At 71.1% G+C, this 16,290-nt stretch carries 13 protein-coding genes; 4 read left to right on the forward strand and 9 right to left on the reverse strand.

Annotated features, from left to right (window positions below):
- The first annotated feature begins 132 nt into the window (after positions 1–132).
- Positions 133–1,527 (forward strand): dicarboxylate/amino acid:cation symporter, encoded by a 1,395-nt coding sequence (locus C0012_RS04860; protein WP_110589502.1) that lies wholly within the window; start codon positions 133–135, stop codon positions 1,525–1,527.
- A 287-nt stretch (positions 1,528–1,814) separates the two neighbouring features.
- Here the strand turns inward: C0012_RS04860 and C0012_RS04865 are convergent, their stop codons facing one another.
- Entirely contained in the window at positions 1,815–2,399 is a 585-nt protein-coding gene (locus C0012_RS04865) for a TetR/AcrR family transcriptional regulator (RefSeq protein ID WP_110589501.1), read from the reverse strand.
- Between the two features lie 62 nt (positions 2,400–2,461).
- On the opposite strand from C0012_RS04865, the gene C0012_RS04870 reads away from it, so the two are divergent.
- Positions 2,462–3,235 carry an SDR family NAD(P)-dependent oxidoreductase gene (locus C0012_RS04870; protein WP_110589748.1) on the forward strand — a complete coding sequence of 258 codons (774 nt, stop codon included), beginning with the start codon at positions 2,462–2,464 and terminating at the stop codon, positions 3,233–3,235.
- A gap of 13 nt (positions 3,236–3,248) precedes the next feature.
- Here the strand turns inward: C0012_RS04870 and C0012_RS04875 are convergent, their stop codons facing one another.
- Positions 3,249–5,003: a cation:proton antiporter gene (locus C0012_RS04875; RefSeq protein WP_110589500.1), complete on the reverse strand. Its 1,755-nt coding sequence runs from the start codon at positions 5,001–5,003 to the stop codon at positions 3,249–3,251.
- A gap of 91 nt (positions 5,004–5,094) precedes the next feature.
- On the opposite strand from C0012_RS04875, the gene C0012_RS04880 reads away from it, so the two are divergent.
- A complete protein-coding gene (locus C0012_RS04880; RefSeq protein ID WP_162621875.1) occupies positions 5,095–7,185 on the forward strand; it encodes an acyltransferase family protein in 2,091 nt (696 codons plus the stop codon).
- A 79-nt stretch (positions 7,186–7,264) separates the two neighbouring features.
- Entirely contained in the window at positions 7,265–8,350 is a 1,086-nt protein-coding gene (locus C0012_RS04885) for an LLM class flavin-dependent oxidoreductase (protein ID WP_110589498.1), read from the forward strand.
- Positions 8,351–8,374: 24 nt separating this feature from the next.
- On the opposite strand, the gene C0012_RS04890 is transcribed toward C0012_RS04885, so the two are convergent.
- The 7 genes from C0012_RS04890 to pheA form a co-directional block, all read right to left on the reverse strand.
- Positions 8,375–10,006, reverse strand: a complete 1,632-nt coding sequence (locus C0012_RS04890) for an ABC transporter ATP-binding protein (protein ID WP_162621874.1) — start codon at positions 10,004–10,006, stop codon at positions 8,375–8,377.
- Entirely contained in the window at positions 10,003–11,682 is a 1,680-nt protein-coding gene (locus C0012_RS04895) for an ABC transporter ATP-binding protein/permease (protein WP_110589496.1), read from the reverse strand. The genes C0012_RS04890 and C0012_RS04895 overlap by 4 nt, the downstream gene beginning before the upstream one ends.
- A 3-nt stretch (positions 11,683–11,685) precedes the next feature.
- The gene (locus C0012_RS04900; RefSeq protein ID WP_110589495.1) at positions 11,686–12,699 is read right to left on the reverse strand and encodes an ABC transporter substrate-binding protein; all 1,014 of its coding nucleotides are present in this window, start codon (positions 12,697–12,699) and stop codon (positions 11,686–11,688) included.
- Positions 12,696–13,499 carry an ABC transporter ATP-binding protein gene (locus C0012_RS04905; RefSeq protein WP_110589494.1) on the reverse strand — a complete coding sequence of 268 codons (804 nt, stop codon included), beginning with the start codon at positions 13,497–13,499 and terminating at the stop codon, positions 12,696–12,698. Before C0012_RS04905 ends, C0012_RS04900 begins: the two co-directional genes overlap by 4 nt.
- Entirely contained in the window at positions 13,496–14,584 is a 1,089-nt protein-coding gene (locus C0012_RS04910) for a FecCD family ABC transporter permease (RefSeq protein WP_232527777.1), read from the reverse strand. Before C0012_RS04910 ends, C0012_RS04905 begins: the two co-directional genes overlap by 4 nt.
- A gap of 42 nt (positions 14,585–14,626) precedes the next feature.
- Positions 14,627–15,238 (reverse strand): phosphoribosyltransferase, encoded by a 612-nt coding sequence (locus tag C0012_RS04915; protein WP_110589493.1) that lies wholly within the window; start codon positions 15,236–15,238, stop codon positions 14,627–14,629.
- A 90-nt stretch (positions 15,239–15,328) separates the two neighbouring features.
- A complete protein-coding gene (pheA, locus tag C0012_RS04920) occupies positions 15,329–16,279 on the reverse strand; it encodes a prephenate dehydratase (RefSeq protein ID WP_110589492.1) in 951 nt (316 codons plus the stop codon).
- Positions 16,280–16,290 lie beyond the last annotated feature (11 nt).

Here is a 16,290-nt window from a genome sequence, read left to right on the forward strand (position 1 = left end):
CACCGCACCGGTGAGTTTCGCTTCTCCGTGCCGTCGCACGGCGCCCTGACGGGCGCCCGGCGGTCGACGCCCACGCACGCGAGCAACCCGCGCGAACGACGCGCGCGGCCCCGCGCCACCCAACGGAGACTCATGACCACCACCGCACCCCGAACCGAGAAGAAGAAGCGCCCCTTCTACGCGTCGTTCGGCTTCCAGATCGTCGCGGCGCTCGTCGTCGGCATCGCCCTCGGCCTGCTCGCCCGCCAGCTCGGCGCGTCCGCCACGAACCCGACTCCGCTGTCCGAGACGCTCGCGACGATCGGATCCTCGTACGTCACCATCCTGCGCGCGGCCGTCGTGCCGCTCGTGTTCACGGCGATCGTCGCGAGCATCTCGAATCTGCGCCGCGTGCAGAACGCCGCCCGCCTCGCCGGCCAGACGCTGCTCTGGTTCGCGATCACGGCGTTCATCGCCGTGTCGATCGGCATCGCCCTCGGCCTTATCATCCAGCCCGGATCCCGCGCGGGCACCGACCTCGAGACGGGCGAGCCGTCGAGCGTCGGCAGCTGGTGGAACTTCCTCATCGGCCTCGTGCCGCAGAACTTCCTCGGAATCGGCGTCAGCGGATCCGTCGACGAGACCGGCTCCTTCGACGGATCCGTGAACTTCAACATCCTGCAGATCATCGTCGTCTCCGTCGTCGTCGGCCTCGCCGCCCTGCGCGCGGGCAAGAAGGCCGAGGCATTCCTCGACTTCACCGAGTCGCTGCTGAAGGTGATTCAGCGCGTCGTGTGGTGGATCATCCGCATCGCCCCGATCGGCACGCTTGGCCTCATCGGCAACGCGGTCATCCAGTACGGCTGGGAGCGCCTCACCTCGCTCGTCTGGTTCACCGTCGCGATCTACGTCGGGCTCGCGCTCGTGTTCTTCGTCGTCTACCCGCTGCTCGCGAAGGCGAACGGGCTTTCGGTCCGGCAGTACTTCACGGGCGTGTGGCCCGCGACGCAGTTCGGATTCGTCAGCCGCTCGTCCATCGGCACGCTGCCGCTCACGCAGCGCGTCGCCGAGCGCAACCTCGGCGTGCCCCGCGAGTACGCGTCGTTCGCCGTGCCCTTCGGATCCACGACGAAGATGGACGGCTGCGCCGCCATCTACCCCGCGATCGCCGCGATCTTCGTCGCCCAGTTCTTCGACGTGCAGCTGTCGCTCATCCAGTACGCGCTGATCGTGCTCGTCTCGGTCGTCGGATCCGCCGCAACGGCCGGCACGACGGGCGCGACCGTCATGCTCACCCTCACCCTGTCGACGGTCGGCCTGCCGCTCGAGGGCGTCGGCCTGCTGCTTGCGATCGACCCGATCCTCGACATGGGCCGCACGGCGCTCAACGTCACGGGCCAGGCGTTCGTTCCGGCCATCGTCGCCAAGCGCGAGGGGATCCTCGACACCGACCTCTACAACGCGCCTCGCGAGGGCCTGCCGTTCCAGGATGAGGACGAGGAGGCCACCGGCGCGGAGTCGGAGGCGGCCTCGACCGCGGCGCGGTAGGGCACACGTCGGCCTCGGGAGAGCGCGCAACACAACGCAGTCGATCTGCAGGTAGGTGCAGGGCGGCCCCGCGGGAATCCGCGGATCGCTCGTGCCGGCCGCGCAGATCGACTGCGTTGTGTTGGGGCCTCCCTACGGCTCGTGGCGCCCAGGTGCCGCGAGGTCGCGCCGGTCAGACATACCCGCGCAACACAACGCAGTCGATCTGCCGGCACCTGCCGGGCGGGTCCGCGGAATCTCGCGGATCCCCTCCGCCCGCCGCGCAGATTGACTGCGTTGTGATGGCCTTACCCCGCGCGCCCGGCCCCAAGCCCCTCCATCAAGAACGCCACGGCCTCTTCGGTCGCCTGTTCCCAGGGCACGCCGTCGAGCAGGTCGTCGATGGCGAGCATCGCGACGCCGTGCACGGTCGCGAACGAGATTCGCGCCAGCTCGGCCGGGTCGCCGTCCCGCACCGTGCCGAACTCCTGCCCCTGCACGAGCAGGCCGACCACGTAGTCGAGCACGCCGTGGCCGACCGTGAGGAGTTCCTCGCTCGGGTTCGCGGCCCGCTTCGCCGCGAACGACGCCGCGAGCAGGCGCGGGTGTGCAACGGCGAACGCAACGTACGCCTGCGCGGCGGAGGTGAGGGGATCCGCGTCCGACGCCGCGCGCATCGCTCGCTGCAACCGCTCGAAACCCTCGATCGCGACCGCGTCGAGCAGCGCGGCCCGGTCGCGGAAATGCCGCGCTGATGCACCGTGGCTGACGCCGAGATCCCGAGCGAGCCCGCGCAGCGAAAGGCCCTCAACGCCGCGCGCATCGATCTCGTCGACAGCCCGCGCGAGAAGCGCCGCTCGCAGATCTCCGTGGTGGTACGGACGTTCGGTCATGGCGTCACGATATCCCGAAGTAGCCATTGACAACAATGCTGTCACTGCCTACATTCGGGAACATGACTTCCTCTCCCCGCACCGTGCTCATCACCGGCGCGAGCTCGGGCCTCGGCGCCGAGTTCGCCACCCAGTTCGCCCGCCGCGGCAGCGATCTCGTGCTCGTAGCCCGCCGCGAAGACCGCCTGCGCGAGCTCGCCGAGGGCCTGGCTCGCGATCACGGCGTCCGTGCCGACGTCATCGCTCTCGACCTCGGGCAGCCGAACGCCGCGGGACTCCTGCGCGAGCGCCTCGACGACGCCGGGATCCGCATTGACGGGCTCATCAACAACGCCGGCTTCGGGATCAAGGGCCCCCTCGCCGAGACGGACCCCGCGCGCCTCGACGCGATGATCCAGCTGAACGTCGCCTCCCTCACGACCCTCACGCGCGAGTTCCTCCCCGACATCCTCGCGGCCGACGGGATCCTGGTGAACATCGCCAGCGCCGCGGCCTACCAGCCGTGCCCCACGATGGCGGCGTACGGCGCGAGCAAGGCCTACGTGCTGAGCTTCACCGAGGCGATCGCGCACGAGGCCCGCCACACGAAGGCGCGGGTGCTCGCCGTGAGCCCCGGCCCGACCCGCACCGAGTTCTTCGACATCGCCGGAGAGGACGCGGCCGTCGGCGGATTCCAGACCGCCGAGCAGGTCGTGACCCGCACGCTCCGGGCACTCGACGCGGGCTCGCGCCCGGCAAGCGTCGTCTCCGGGTGGCGCAACGCGGCGACGGCGACGCTCGCGCGGATCCTCCCCCGCCGCGCCACGCTCGCGGTCGCCGGGCGGGTCATGCGCTGAGGAAGGCCCCGCGTCACTCGGCCTGGTGCGCCCCGCGGTAATCGAGCGCGAGCTCCTCGGCATCCATCGCGTCGAACAGGTCGCGCATGACCTCCTCGCTGACATGGCCGAGGCGGAACTCCTCAAGCAGCACCGACCGACGCACGGCGAGCCACCCGCGGGTGAGCTCGGCGATCTCGTCAGCCACGTCGCGCCGTAGCGCCGCCTCGCGCTCCGCTCCCACCGCCTCACGGTCGGTGTCCCGCTCGACGCGCAGCAGCCGCCGCGAGAAGGCCTTCAGCATCTCGGATCCCTCGGTGCCGTGGGCCTGTTCCCACTGCCCTTGGCGGGAGCGCAGGTATTCGATGCCCGCCTTCCTGCTCTCGTCGCGCACACGCTCGAGCGCCCGCGCGTCGGCGTCCTTCTCATCGTCGTTCGAGACGTGGAGACGTCGGATGAGGGCCGGGAGCGTGAGCCCCTGCAGAAGCAGCGTGCCGACGGTGACGACGAAGGCGACGGCGACAAGCACCTCGACGTGCCCCTCGGGCATGCTGTGGTTCGTGATGTCGGGCAGCGCCGCCGCCATCGCGAGCGTCACGACTCCGCGCATGCCGGCCCACGAGATCACCGCGCGCTCCTGCCACGACAGCAGCGGCTCGGGTGTCCGCTTGCGCATCGCGCTCGCCACTGCGTTCTCGTCATCGGCGGCAGACTTCTTCCTCGCGATCCGCACGGCGCGCGCCCGACTGCTCTGCGGATCCCGTTGGAACGCCTCGACGGCGTGCTTCCACCGCTTCACGCGCAGCCACTGCCAGCCCCGCCCCCATCTGTACGAGAGAAAGACGAAGATCGGGCGCACGACCAGCACGACGGCGAATACGGCGAACGCGAGCAGGATCGTCCGCAGACCGTTGGATTGGAACACCGCGTCGAGCACTGTGGGCAGCTGCAGACCTATATACGCGAAGACGAAAGCCTCGAGCAGGAAGTCCACCGAGCGCCAGATCGGCTTCTCCTGCTGGCGCTGCGTGTAGGAGGTGAGCGGAGCGCGGGACCCAACGAACAGACCCATCGCGACGACCGCGAGCACACCGGATCCGTACAGCTGTTCAGCCCCTGCGTACACACCGAAAGGGAGGAGAAGGCCGACCGTTCCCGTCACGACCGGATCGTCGAACCGCATGCGCAGCGCGTGCAGCACGACACCCGCGACGAGGCCTACACCCACGCCGACTACGACGGCGAGCGCGAACTCGCCGATCCCCTGCCACACCGTGACGGTCGCGCCCGCGACGATCGCCGCGAAGACGCGCACGAGCGTCAGCGACGTCGCGTCGTTGATGAGGCTCTCACCGCTGATCACCGTCATCACGCGTCGCGGTAGCCCGAGCCTGCGGCCGATCGCCGCGGCGGACACGGCGTCGGGCGGCCCCACGATCGCACCGAGCAGAAGGGCGCCGGCGAAGGTGAGATCGGGCATGATCAGCCAGGCAACGACGCCGACCACGAGCGCCGTGACGGCGACGAGCCCCACCCCGAGCCGCCGCACATGCGGCATCGAACGCCGGAAGCTCACGAACGACGCGTCGAGCGCGGCCGAGTACAGCAGCGGCGGGAGCGCAAGCGCCAGCAGCAGCTCGCCGTCGATCTCAACCTCGGGCACGAACGGCAGCAGCGACGCGATGAGCGCGACCGCCGTGACGAGCAGGGGCGCGGGCCACCCGCGCCAGCGCGCGATGCCGGCGACGATGACCGCACCGGCGAGGACGGAGAAGAACTCGGCCTGCATGGGATCAGGCTACGGGCGGGGTCTGACATCCGAACGACGACCACGCCCAGGTTCCCAGACAGATCACAAAACGATAACTATCCTGGAAAGGGTGATCGACACCACCGCCGTTCGCCCGCGCGACGCAGCACCCCCGACGCAGGCGCCGAGTACGTGGCGACCCGACATCCAGGGTCTCCGCGCGCTCGCGGTCGCACTCGTCGTCATCGCCCACGTGGGCACGCCGGGCTTCGAGGGCGGTTTCATCGGCGTCGACGTCTTCTTCGTCATCTCCGGCTTCCTCATCACTCAGCTGCTGCTGCGCGAGGTCGACCGCACGGGATCCGTCAGCATCGCGCAGTTTTACGTACGGCGCGCACGACGGATCCTCCCGGCCGCAACCGTCGTGACGGTCGCCGTCGTCGCGTACGCCGCACTCGCGCTGCCCCTCGTGCGCCTGCAGCAGACGGCGGCCGACGCCGGCTGGTCGAGCGTCTTCCTCGCGAACTGGCACTTCGCGTTCTCGGGAGCCGATTACTTCTCGGTCGCCGACCCGAGCCTGTTCCAGCACTACTGGTCGCTCGCGGTCGAAGAGCAGTTCTATCTCATCTGGCCGCTGCTCGTCCTGCTGTTCGTGCCCCGCCTCGGCCGACGCGCCTTCGCGGGCATCGCCGCGGCCGTCTTCATCGGATCCCTCGCCTACTCGGTCTGGGCGACCGGCATCGCCCCCGAGGCGACCTACTTCAACACGGTCGCCCGCGCGTTCGAACTCTCGGGCGGCGCCCTGCTCGCGTGTGTCCTCGCGGCGCCGATGTCCTCCCGCTGGCGCCACGGATCCGCGACGGTCGGGATCCTGCTGCTCGCGCTCGCGGCGCTCACCTTCAGCGAGCAGACGCAGTTTCCCGGCTGGTATGCGCTCGTCCCCGTCGCCGGCACGGCGCTGCTGCTTGCGGCCGGCCCCGACACCTGGACGGGACGCGCGCTGTCGTGGCGCCCCGTGCGCTACATCGGCGATATCTCGTTCTCGCTGTACCTGTGGCACTGGCCCGTCGCGATGGCGGTCGAGGCGTCGATGCCCCACGGGACCCCGCTGCTCGTGTCCGCCGCGACGACGATCACCATCTCACTGATCCTCGCGTCGCTCACCTTCCACTTCGTCGAGCGGCCTTTCCAAGAGAAGCGGATCCCCGTCTTCTCCCGCGATCGGCGCACCCTGTGGCTGTGGCCGATCAGCGTCGTCGTCGTCCTCTCGGTCGCGTTCGGCGCGGCCGCGTACGGCGACGCGCGGCAGTCGGCCCAGCAGGCGGCCGCGGAGGACTACTTCGCCGAGCACGGCTACCAGGAGATCAAGGGGCAGGACATCGACCAGGTGCAGGACGAGCTCGACGAGGCGGTGGAGGTCGCCGAATCGGGCGCCCCGATCCCGCCCGACATCGACTCCGACGAGCTGCGTGAGGCGATGTGGACCGACGTCGCCGACAGCGACTGCTACGCATCCGAAGGCGAGCAGGACGCGGACGTGTGCTACTACGGCAACACGGATTCGTCCACGACGATCGCCCTCATCGGCGACTCCCACGCCGCCATGTGGCTCCCGGCCCTCGACATCATCGGCGAGCAGCACGACTTCCGCGTCGCCCTGTTCGCGAAGATGGCCTGCGGCGCGTACCCGGCGGTGCAGGATGCCGACGGCCATATCCAGCCCGACTGCGACGCCTTCCGCGAGTTCACACGCGACGAGGTCGAGGACCTGCAGCCCGACGTCGTGATCCTCGGCGCCCGCGGGCAGCTGAACATGGCCGATCGCGACGGCGAGACCGTCGACGAGCAGTGGGCCAGCGCCGTCACCGAAGCCGTGACCGGCTATCAGGCGGTTTCCGACCGCGTCATCGCGCTCGGAGACGTGCCCGCCCGCGACGAGTCCGAACCGAAGGACTGCATCGACCGCCCCGGCGCCGACCAGTCGGGATGCGTCGTCTCGGGCGAAAGTATCGAGGCCCACAGCAACGCCATCACCGAGGAGCGAGTGACCGCCGCAGGCGCCGTCTACCTCGATACCGAGGGCTTCGTGTGCACCGACGACGGCTGTCCGCTGTTCGCCGGCGACGTGCCGCTCTACGAGGACAACTCGCACCTCAACCGGCTGTGGGTCGAGCACATCGCCCCCGCCCTCGGCCGCGAGCTGGAGGACGTGCTCGATTGAGCCCGGTGGGCGCGACACGACGACCCGAAAAGTCGCGCAGACGGAATACCCGCCCCGCGGATCCGGTTGCCGTCAGGTGATGAGCACCTCACCCGCACTGTCCGTCCTCGATCTCGTCCCCGTTCGCACGGGCCAGACCTCGGCGCAGGCCCTGACGTCGTCGATCGCCCTCGCGAAGGCCGCCGACGATCTCGGATTCCGCCGCTACTGGTTCGCCGAACACCACAACATGCCGGCCGTTGCGTCGACGTCGCCGCCCGTGCTCATCGCCGCGGCCGCCACGCAGACGAGCCGGATCCGCGTGGGATCCGGCGGCGTCATGCTCCCGAACCACGCGCCCCTCATCGTCGCGGAGCAGTTCGCAGCGCTCGAGGCGCTCGCGCCGGGCCGCATCGATCTCGGCCTCGGCCGCGCCCCCGGATCCGATCCCGTCATCACGCAGCTTCTGCGCCGCACCGGCACGACGAGCGAGGCGCAGCAGTTCCCGGACCACGTGCAGGAGATCATCCGGCTGATGGACGCCGCCGGCGAGTCGATCCGCTTCACCTCGGGCGGCACCTACGACGTGCACGCGACGCCCGAGGCCGACGGATCCCCGACCGTCTGGCTGCTCGGATCCAGCGACTTCTCCGCGCAGCTCGCGGCGCAGCTCGGCCTGCCGTACGTCTTCGCGAACCACTTCGCGGGCGACGGCGTCGAGCGCGCGATGGGGCTCTACCGCCAGCAGTACCAGCCGAGCGAGCGCCACCCCGCGCCGGTGTCCTTCCTCACAGCGAACGTCGTCGTCGCGCCGACCCAGGACGAGGCGGAGGAGCGCGCCCTGCCGCAGCTGCGCCAGTTCGCGCGCCTGCGTTCGAACAAGCCGATGCGCAAGATCGAGACGGTCGACGAGGTCCGGGCGAATCCGTCCGACGCGCTCGAGGACTCGCTCATGCAGCAGAACCGTCAGCGGTGGTTCGTGGGCGAGCCCGCGAAGGTCGCCGACGAGCTCCGCGCGTTCGCGGAGAAGCACGGCGTCGACGAGGTCATGATCTCGGCGTCCTCCGGCGCCTACGACCACGAACCGCTCGACGAGACCCCGGCACGGATCCAGACGCTGGAGCTGCTCGCCGGCGCGATGGCGGAGGGATCCGCGGCTTCGCCAGCCACGACACGCCCTGCCTGAGCCGACACATGAGGCATGTCGTGGCTACTGAGTGACGCACCCCAGCTCGACCCGCCGGTCGGCGGCCGCGATCGTGGCGGGGCGGTGGGCGATCAGCAGCACGGCGCGGTCGCTCGTGCGACGGATGACGTCGAGGATCGCGGCGTCCGCCTCGGGATCGAGCGAGGCCGTCGGCTCGTCGAGGACGAGCACGCGCGGCCGCGGTAGCAGCGCGCGGGCGATCGCCACGCGGGCGCGCTGCCCGCCCGACAGCCCCGTGCCATGCTCGCCGATCGGCGTGTCCAGCCCCGAGGGGAGACCCGTCGCGGCGTCGAGGAGGCCGGCGGCATCCGCGGCCTCGCGGATGCGCTCCTCCGAGGCGCGAGGATCCCCGAGAACGATGTTCTCGCGGATCGTGCCGCGCAGCAGCGGAGACGACTGCGGCACGGCGGTCACGAGCGCACGCAGCTCGTCGTCCGGCAGATCGCGGATGTCGACCCCGTCGACGCGCACGGCGCCGTCGTCGGGATCCCACATCCGCAGCGCCAGGCGCGCCGCCGTCGTCTTGCCGACGCCGGACGGGCCCGTGAGCGCGACCACCTCGCCCGGGCGGATCTGCAGCGCGAAGCCATCGAGCACCGGATCCCCTCCGTCGTACGAGAAGCGAATCCGGTCGAGCACGAGGCCGCGCTCGCCCTCGCGCGGCGGATGCGCATCCCGCGAATCGGCGACCGCGGGCGGCATCGCGAGGATGTCGCCGATGCGCTCGGCCGACGCGCGTAGGCCGCCCACGCCCCGCAGCAGGTCGGCGATCTGCGCGGCCGGTCCCAGGCCTGCCACCGCGACCGTCACGGCAAGCGGGATGTCCTCGCGGGCGATCCGGTCGCCGCCGAGGAGCACGATGAGGATCGCTCCCAGCGCCGCGAGGGCGAGCGCGATGTCGGCGATGCCGCGCTCGGCGCCGATCCGGGACGCCTCCCGCGTCTGCAGCCGCGCCAGCTCGCGCGTCCGCGCCGTGAGGCGGTCCAGCTGACGCTCGAAGGCGCCCGCACCCGTCAGGTCGCGCATCCCGCGGACCGTGTCGAGCGCGTCGGCGCGCAGCGCGGCGGATCCGGCGGCGAGCGCCGCGCTGTCCCGGCCCGCCCGCCGCGCCGTGAGGAGCGGGACGACGACGCCGACGATGAGCAGCGGCACCCACACGAGCAGCAGCACGGGTGTGATTGCGACCGATACGGCCGTGCTGACCGAGAGGACGAGCGCGGCCGTGAGCAGCTGCGCGACGGTGTGAGCGTAGAGCCACTCGAGGGTCTCGACATCGGCGAGCGCCGCCGTCGTCATGTCTCCCGTGCGGCGATGCCGCGTGCGCGACGGCAGGCTGCGACGCAGCGAGTCGAGGAGGTGTCCGCGCATCGTCGCGAGGAGGCGGTAGGCCAGGTCGTGCCCCACCCACGATTCGCGCCATGCGGCAAGCGAAGCCAGCACGGCGGCACCGCTGAGGATGACGGCCACGACGGGCAATGGGACGGGCACGCCGACGATGACGCGGCCGATCATCCACGACAGCCCGAGCCCGATGCCGAGGACGGCGGTCTGAGTGACGGCTCCCCACACGACCGTCTCGATGAACAGGCCGCGCCGCGCCGCGATCAGCGGCAGGAGCCGCAGGACCGCCCTCATCGCGCCACCTCCCCCGCGAACGCCCGGCCCGACGGCGCGCCGTCGCCCGACGACAGGACCCGTCCCGCGTCGAGGCCGATCCAGCGGGTCGCGTGGACGCACGCCGATTCGCGGTGGGCGATGAGGAGCATCGTCCGGCCCCCGCCTTCCCGGGCGAGCGCATCGACGACGGCACGCTCAGTCTCGAGGTCGAGCGCCGACGTGACCTCGTCGAACACCAGCACGGGAGCGGGCGACAGCAGCGCGCGGGCGATCGCGAGCCGCTGGCGCTGACCTCCGGAGAGCTGCTCGCCGTTCTCGGCCAGCTCCGTGTCGTAGCCGTCGGGCAGAGCGCAGATCACGTCGTGGATCCCCGCCGCGCGTGCCGCCCGCTTGACCTCGTAATCTGCCGCGTCGGCGCGGTGCAGCCGCAGGTTCTCACGGACGGACCAGGCGAACAGGACCGGATCCTGTGGCACGACCACGATGCTGCGGCTCCGCGCGCCGGACGTGTACTCGCGCAGATCCCGCCCGCCGACGCGCACGACGCCGTGCTCGGGATCGACGTCGCGCTCGAGCAGGCGCGCGACGGTGCTCTTCCCGGATCCGGACGGACCGATAAGCGCGACCGCCTCGCCGGAGGCGACTCGCAGCGACAGGTCCGTCACCGCGAGGTCGGCGTCCGGATATCGGAACGAGACGGCGTCGAGCTCGATCTCCCCGATGGGCGCCGGAAGGTCGTGGGCGCCGTCCTCGACGACGTCGGGCTGCGCCGCCAGGAGCCGCTCGAGCCCGTCGACGGCCGTCAGGCCGAGATACCCGGCGTGCCAGTTGTCGGCCAGGTCGAGCACGGGCCGGAAGCACTCGCGGGAGAGCAGGAGCACGACGACGGCTCCGGCCGCCGATGCTTCGCCCGACGCGACCGCGGCGACCGCCGCGAGCGTCGCCAGCACGGTGCCGAGGTGCATCGCGAGTCCGCTGATGACCGTCACGACGAGCGATATCCGCAACTGCGCCATCGTCAGATCGCGGAGCCCCTCCGCATCGGCATCGAGCCGCTCCGCCGCGCGGCCAGACGCGCCGAACGCACGCAGGAGCGGGATCTGCTGCAGCGCCTCGACGTAGCCCGACGACAGTCGCTCGAACCTCGCCCACCGCACGCGGCCCGTCTTCAGCAGTCGTGCGTCCCAGGCGCGCGGCGCGAACACCGCGACCGCCGCCGCGACGGCCAGGACCGCTCCGGCCGCGGCCGAGCGTTCCCAGACGAAGACGACGACGACCGCGGGCACGACGAAGACGACGATCAGCTGCGGCAGATAGCGCGTGAAGTACGCGTCGAGTCCCTCGACGCCGTCGATCGCGACCGCGGCCGCGGCCCCCGAGTCGCGCTCGGCGACGGGCACCGCCGACAGGCGCCCGAGCAGGCGGCGACGCAGACGGATCCGCACCCGCGCGCCCGTGCGCGCCACGACGAGCTCGCGCGCCCAGATCACCACGCCGCGGACCACCATGACGGCGGCGAGGACCGCGAAGGCGCGCACGGGATCTCCGCCACCGGTGACGAGCGCGGCGATCGCGGATCCCAGCGTGATCGCGAAGGCCACATGGAGCGCCGAGAGGAGCAGCCCCATCGCGGCGAGGAGCGCGATCGCATCGGGAACCGTCCCCGCCAACTGCAGCAGTCGACGATGGATCACGGGTCAGAACGCCTCGGGGTAGAGGCCCTTCGCGACCTGCTCGACCACCGCGATGTTCCCGAGCGTGCCAGGGAAGACGTCCGACGACGAGACGGCGATCAGCCGGCTCTCGCGCACGGCCGGCATGTCCGGGAACGTCGTCGTGAGGTATTCGCGCGTGGCGGCCTCGTGCGCGTCGTCGTAGGTCGAGAAGACGATCGCGTCGGGCTCCTCGGCGGCCAGCGACTCGGGTGTGATCGCCGCGGCGAAGAAGTCCGAGAACGCGTCCTGATCCGGCGCGTAGACATTGTCGGCGCCGGCGAGGCGCAGCATGTCGTACTCGACGCCCGCCCCGATCGCCTGCAGCGCGCCCCCGTCGTAGAACACCTGCGCGACACGCAACGGCTCGACATCGGCGACAGCGGTCGCCACGGCGTCGAGGTCTGCGCGGCTGTCCGCGATCAGCTCCTCCGCCGCGTCCTGCTCGCCGAAGATCTCGCCGAGGTTCTCGAGATCCGCGAAGAGGTCGGCGACCTCGCCGGTCATGCGGCGGTCCTTGCAGCCGCCCGCCGCCACATACACGGCGGCGTCGGCGTCACCCAGCTGCTCGATGCTCGCGAAGCCCTGATCCGCCGAGAACTCGTACGTCGTGGGCGAATAGACGAAGTCGGGCTCGACGGCGAGCAGGTCCTCTCTGCTGGGCGGGGCGACGTCGCCGAGCACGGGCACCTCCGCGGCGAGCGGGGCGACGTCGTCCGGCAACGCCTGCGACGCGGCCTGCGCCTGCCCGACGAGCCGATCGGCGAGCCCGAGCCGCAGCAGCAGCTCAGTCTGCGCGGGGTGCATCCCCACGGCGGCCTCGGGCGCGCCGTCAACGACGACCTCGCGCCCGCAGTTCTCGATCGTCGTCGAGGCGCCGGCGTCATCGGGCGCGGCGTCCGCGACCACCCCCGATCCGCATCCGGCGACGAGCAGCAGCGCTGCGGCGAGGCCCGTCGCGGCGGCGGCACGGGAGAGGGGACGGCGGAGGGGGATCATCGGATCACGCTGCTTTCGGTGAGAGTGTCGGGCGCGCTCGCGCCCAGTCGGCGGAAGGCGAAGACGGGGCCGCCGTCGTCACGGAGCGCGCGTACGTCGACTCCGAAGACGGATCGGATCAGCTCCGGCGTGAGCACGAGATCCGCCGTGCCCGCCGCGACGACCTCGCCGCCCGCGAGCACGACGATGCCGTCGCAATACTGGGCCGCGAGGTTGAGGTCGTGCAGCGCCGCGATGACGGTGCAGCCGAGGCCGCGCACGGTGCTCATCAGGTCGTGCTGGTGGCTGATGTCGAGGTGGTTGCTCGGCTCATCGAGCACGAGGACGGGGGTCTGCTGCGCGAGCGCCCTGGCGAGCATGACGCGCTGGCGCTGCCCACCCGAAAGGGTCGCGACCATGCGATCGGCGAGCTCGCGAATCCCGGTGCGCGCCATCGCCTCGTCGACGATCCGCAGATCCTCAGGGGTGTCGCGCCCGAAGGACGCGTGGTGCGGCGCGCGTCCGAGGAGCACGGTCTCTTCGACGCTGAGATCGAAGTCGGTCGGCGCGTCCTGCAGCATGACGGCGACGGTGCGGGCGAGCTCGCGACCGCCGAGGCCGTGCACGTCGCGCCCGTCGACGCGCACGATGCCGCGGCGCGGCGCGACCGCTCGGTAGAGTGTGCGCAGCAGCGACGACTTCCCGGAACCGTTGGGGCCGACGAGCCCCACGATCGCCCCCGATTCGACGCTCGCCGAGGCGCCCCGCACGACGTCGCTCCCGCCGAGGGCGACGGTGACAGAGTCGAAGTCGATCCTCATCGGCCGAGCCCCGCCCGGTCGGCCCCGCCCCGGCGCATCAGCCAGAGGAAGAACGGCGCGCCGACGAACGCCGTGAGGATGCCGAGGGGGATCTCCGTCGGGGCCGCGACCGTGCGGGCGAGCAGATCGGCGGCGACGAGGAACAGGGATCCGCTCAGCACGGTCACCGGCAGCATCCGCCGGTGATCCGCGCCCACCAGGATCCGCGCGATGTGCGGGATGACGAGGCCGACGAAGCCGATGCCGCCGGCAACCGACACGACCGTGCCCGTCAGCAGCGACGCGATCACGAGCAGCAGCCCGCGCAGCCGCGACGCGTTCACGCCGAGCGACACCGCCGACTCGTCGCCCGTCATCAGGGCGTTGAGCGAGCGCGCCAGCAGCGCCGCGACGATGCACGAGGCGACGAGCGCGACGGTGGGGCCGATGAGGCTTGTCATCGTCGCCGCCGAGACACTGCCGAGCAGGAAAAACAGCACGCCGACGACGTTCTGCGCGTCTGTCGAGATCGTCAGGTAGCTCGTCACGGCACTGAGGAGGGTCCCCAGCGCGACGCCCGCGAGGATCATCCTCGTGGGTGACAGCGTGCCGTTCTTTCGTGCGAGCATCGCAACGGTGACGCATGTCGCGAGGGCGCCCGCGAACGCCGCTGCGTTGAGCGAGAGACCGCCCACGACGGCGGATCCGAACACGATCACGAGCACGGCGCCGACGCTGGCACCTGACGAGACGCCGAGGATGTACGGCTCGGCGAGCGGATTGCGCACCGTGACCTGCATGAGCGCGCCCGCGAGCGCGAGGCCCGCACCGGCGAGGGCGGCGAGTAGGGTTCGCGGCATACGGAATTGCCACACTGCCTGGTCCTGCAAAGGGGTGAGCGATCCGTCGGACATCCACGGCATGCCGGGGATGAGGTGCCCGGTGACAATCTGGGCCGCCTCCGTCGGGTTCACCGCGACAGATCCAACGGCGCCCGAGACGACGATCAGGGCGCAGTTCGACATGACAAGCGCGACGCAGATGATCCACGTGCGGCGCTCCAGGCGGCCTCTGCCGCGCACGGGAGCGATGGAGGGTGTCGTCACATCAGACGATACTAATGAGAATGAATATCATCACCAAATAGGTCACGTCAGGTCGAGCATCTTCAGCACCTCACCGTCGCTCGTCTGGCCGAACGCCTCGTAGAACTGCCCGACCGCGAGGAAGTCGTCGCGGCGCGACAGGCAGAGGTACTCGTCGGCCGTCTCGCCCGGCGTCCACCCCTCCGGCGCGACCGGAACCGCGAGCACGACCCGCGCGGCACCCTTCTGCTGCAGCGCGAGGCATGCCGCGATCGCGGTCACTCCGGTGGCGACGCCGTCGTCGACGACGATCGCCTCGCGCCCCGCCGGGTTGTGGCGCAGGGCGCGGTAGAGGCGGGAACGGCGCGCGAGCTCGGCCTGTTCCATGTCCTTCGTCAGCTGGAACTGGTCGTTCGTCAGACCGGGGGTCCGCTCAGCCTCGGGCGAGATCACGAGCACCTCGTCGGCGATCGCGCCGAGCGCCACCTCGGGGTTCATGGGCGCGCCGAGCTTGCGCACCGCGACGCAGTCGAGCGGCAGGCCATGTGCGCGGGCGACCTCGGCCGCGAGAACGACACCCCCGCGCGGGATCCCGTACACGACCGCGTCGGGGCCCGGAACGAGCGCCGCGGCGAGCGCCCGCCCCGCGTCCTCGCGGTCGGCGAACAGTGCCATACGGCCAGGCTACGCCCCCGCATCTCCACAAGTCTTCGTCGAGTCCGGTGAGAATAGCCGTGGACTCGGCGAAGACTTGTGGATTTGAGGTCAGTCGTCGACGCCCGCGAGCAGCCCCCGCAGCCAGTCGCGCGCGTCGGCGAACGACTCGTCGCTGTACCTCGCCGAGTGCGACACGGCCTGGCGGTCGGCGCGGGGATACGACCCGAGGAAGATCACGTGCGGGCTGAACCGCTTGAGCCCCATGAGCGCGTCGGCCATGCGCTCGTCGGCGATGTGGCCGTCGGCGTCGATGACGAAGCGGTACCGGCCGAGCCGGTCGCCGATGGGTCGCGACTGGATGAGGCTGAGGTTGATGCCGCGCGTCGCGAACTGCTCGAGCATCTCGACGAGCGCGCCCGGCACTTCCTTCGGCAGCTCGACGAGGAGTGACGTCTTGTCGGCGCCCGTGGCGGGCGGCGGCGTGACCGTGCGCGTGACGAGCACGAAGCGCGTGACGGCGTCGGGGTTGTCGCCGATGTTCTCGGCGAGCACGTCGACGTCGTAGTGATCCACAACGCCCGGCGCGGCGATCGCGGCGTGCGCGGGGAGGGATCCGTCGAGCACGCCGATCGCGCTCGCGACGTTGCTCGCCGCGATCACCTGCGTGTGGCCGGGTACGTTCGCGCCGAGCCATTCGAGGCACTGCGCGTATGCCACGGGGTGAGCGGCGACGTCCGTGACGTCTTCGAGCCGGGATCCGCGCGGCGCGACGAGCACGAAACGCACGGGGACGAGGTATTCACCCACGATCCGCAGGCCCGGGGTGTTCGCGAGCGCGTCCTGCGCGCTCGATACCCCGCCCTCGACCGTGTTCTCGATGGCGATCATGGCGCCGTGCGAGCGACCCTCCGCCACGTCGGCGAGCGCCTGTCCGACGTTCGCGACGGGCCGCCACTCCTGCCCCGCGGCTTCCGGCACCTGCGCGAGCGCCGCCTCCGTGAACGTGCCCGCCGGTCCGAGATAGCTGTACGTGCGGGATCCGGTGGGCGCGTTCGTCATGCGCCTACCGT

This window comes from Microbacterium suaedae, assembly GCF_003254645.1.
GTDB classification, from domain to species: domain Bacteria; phylum Actinomycetota; class Actinomycetes; order Actinomycetales; family Microbacteriaceae; genus Microbacterium; species Microbacterium suaedae.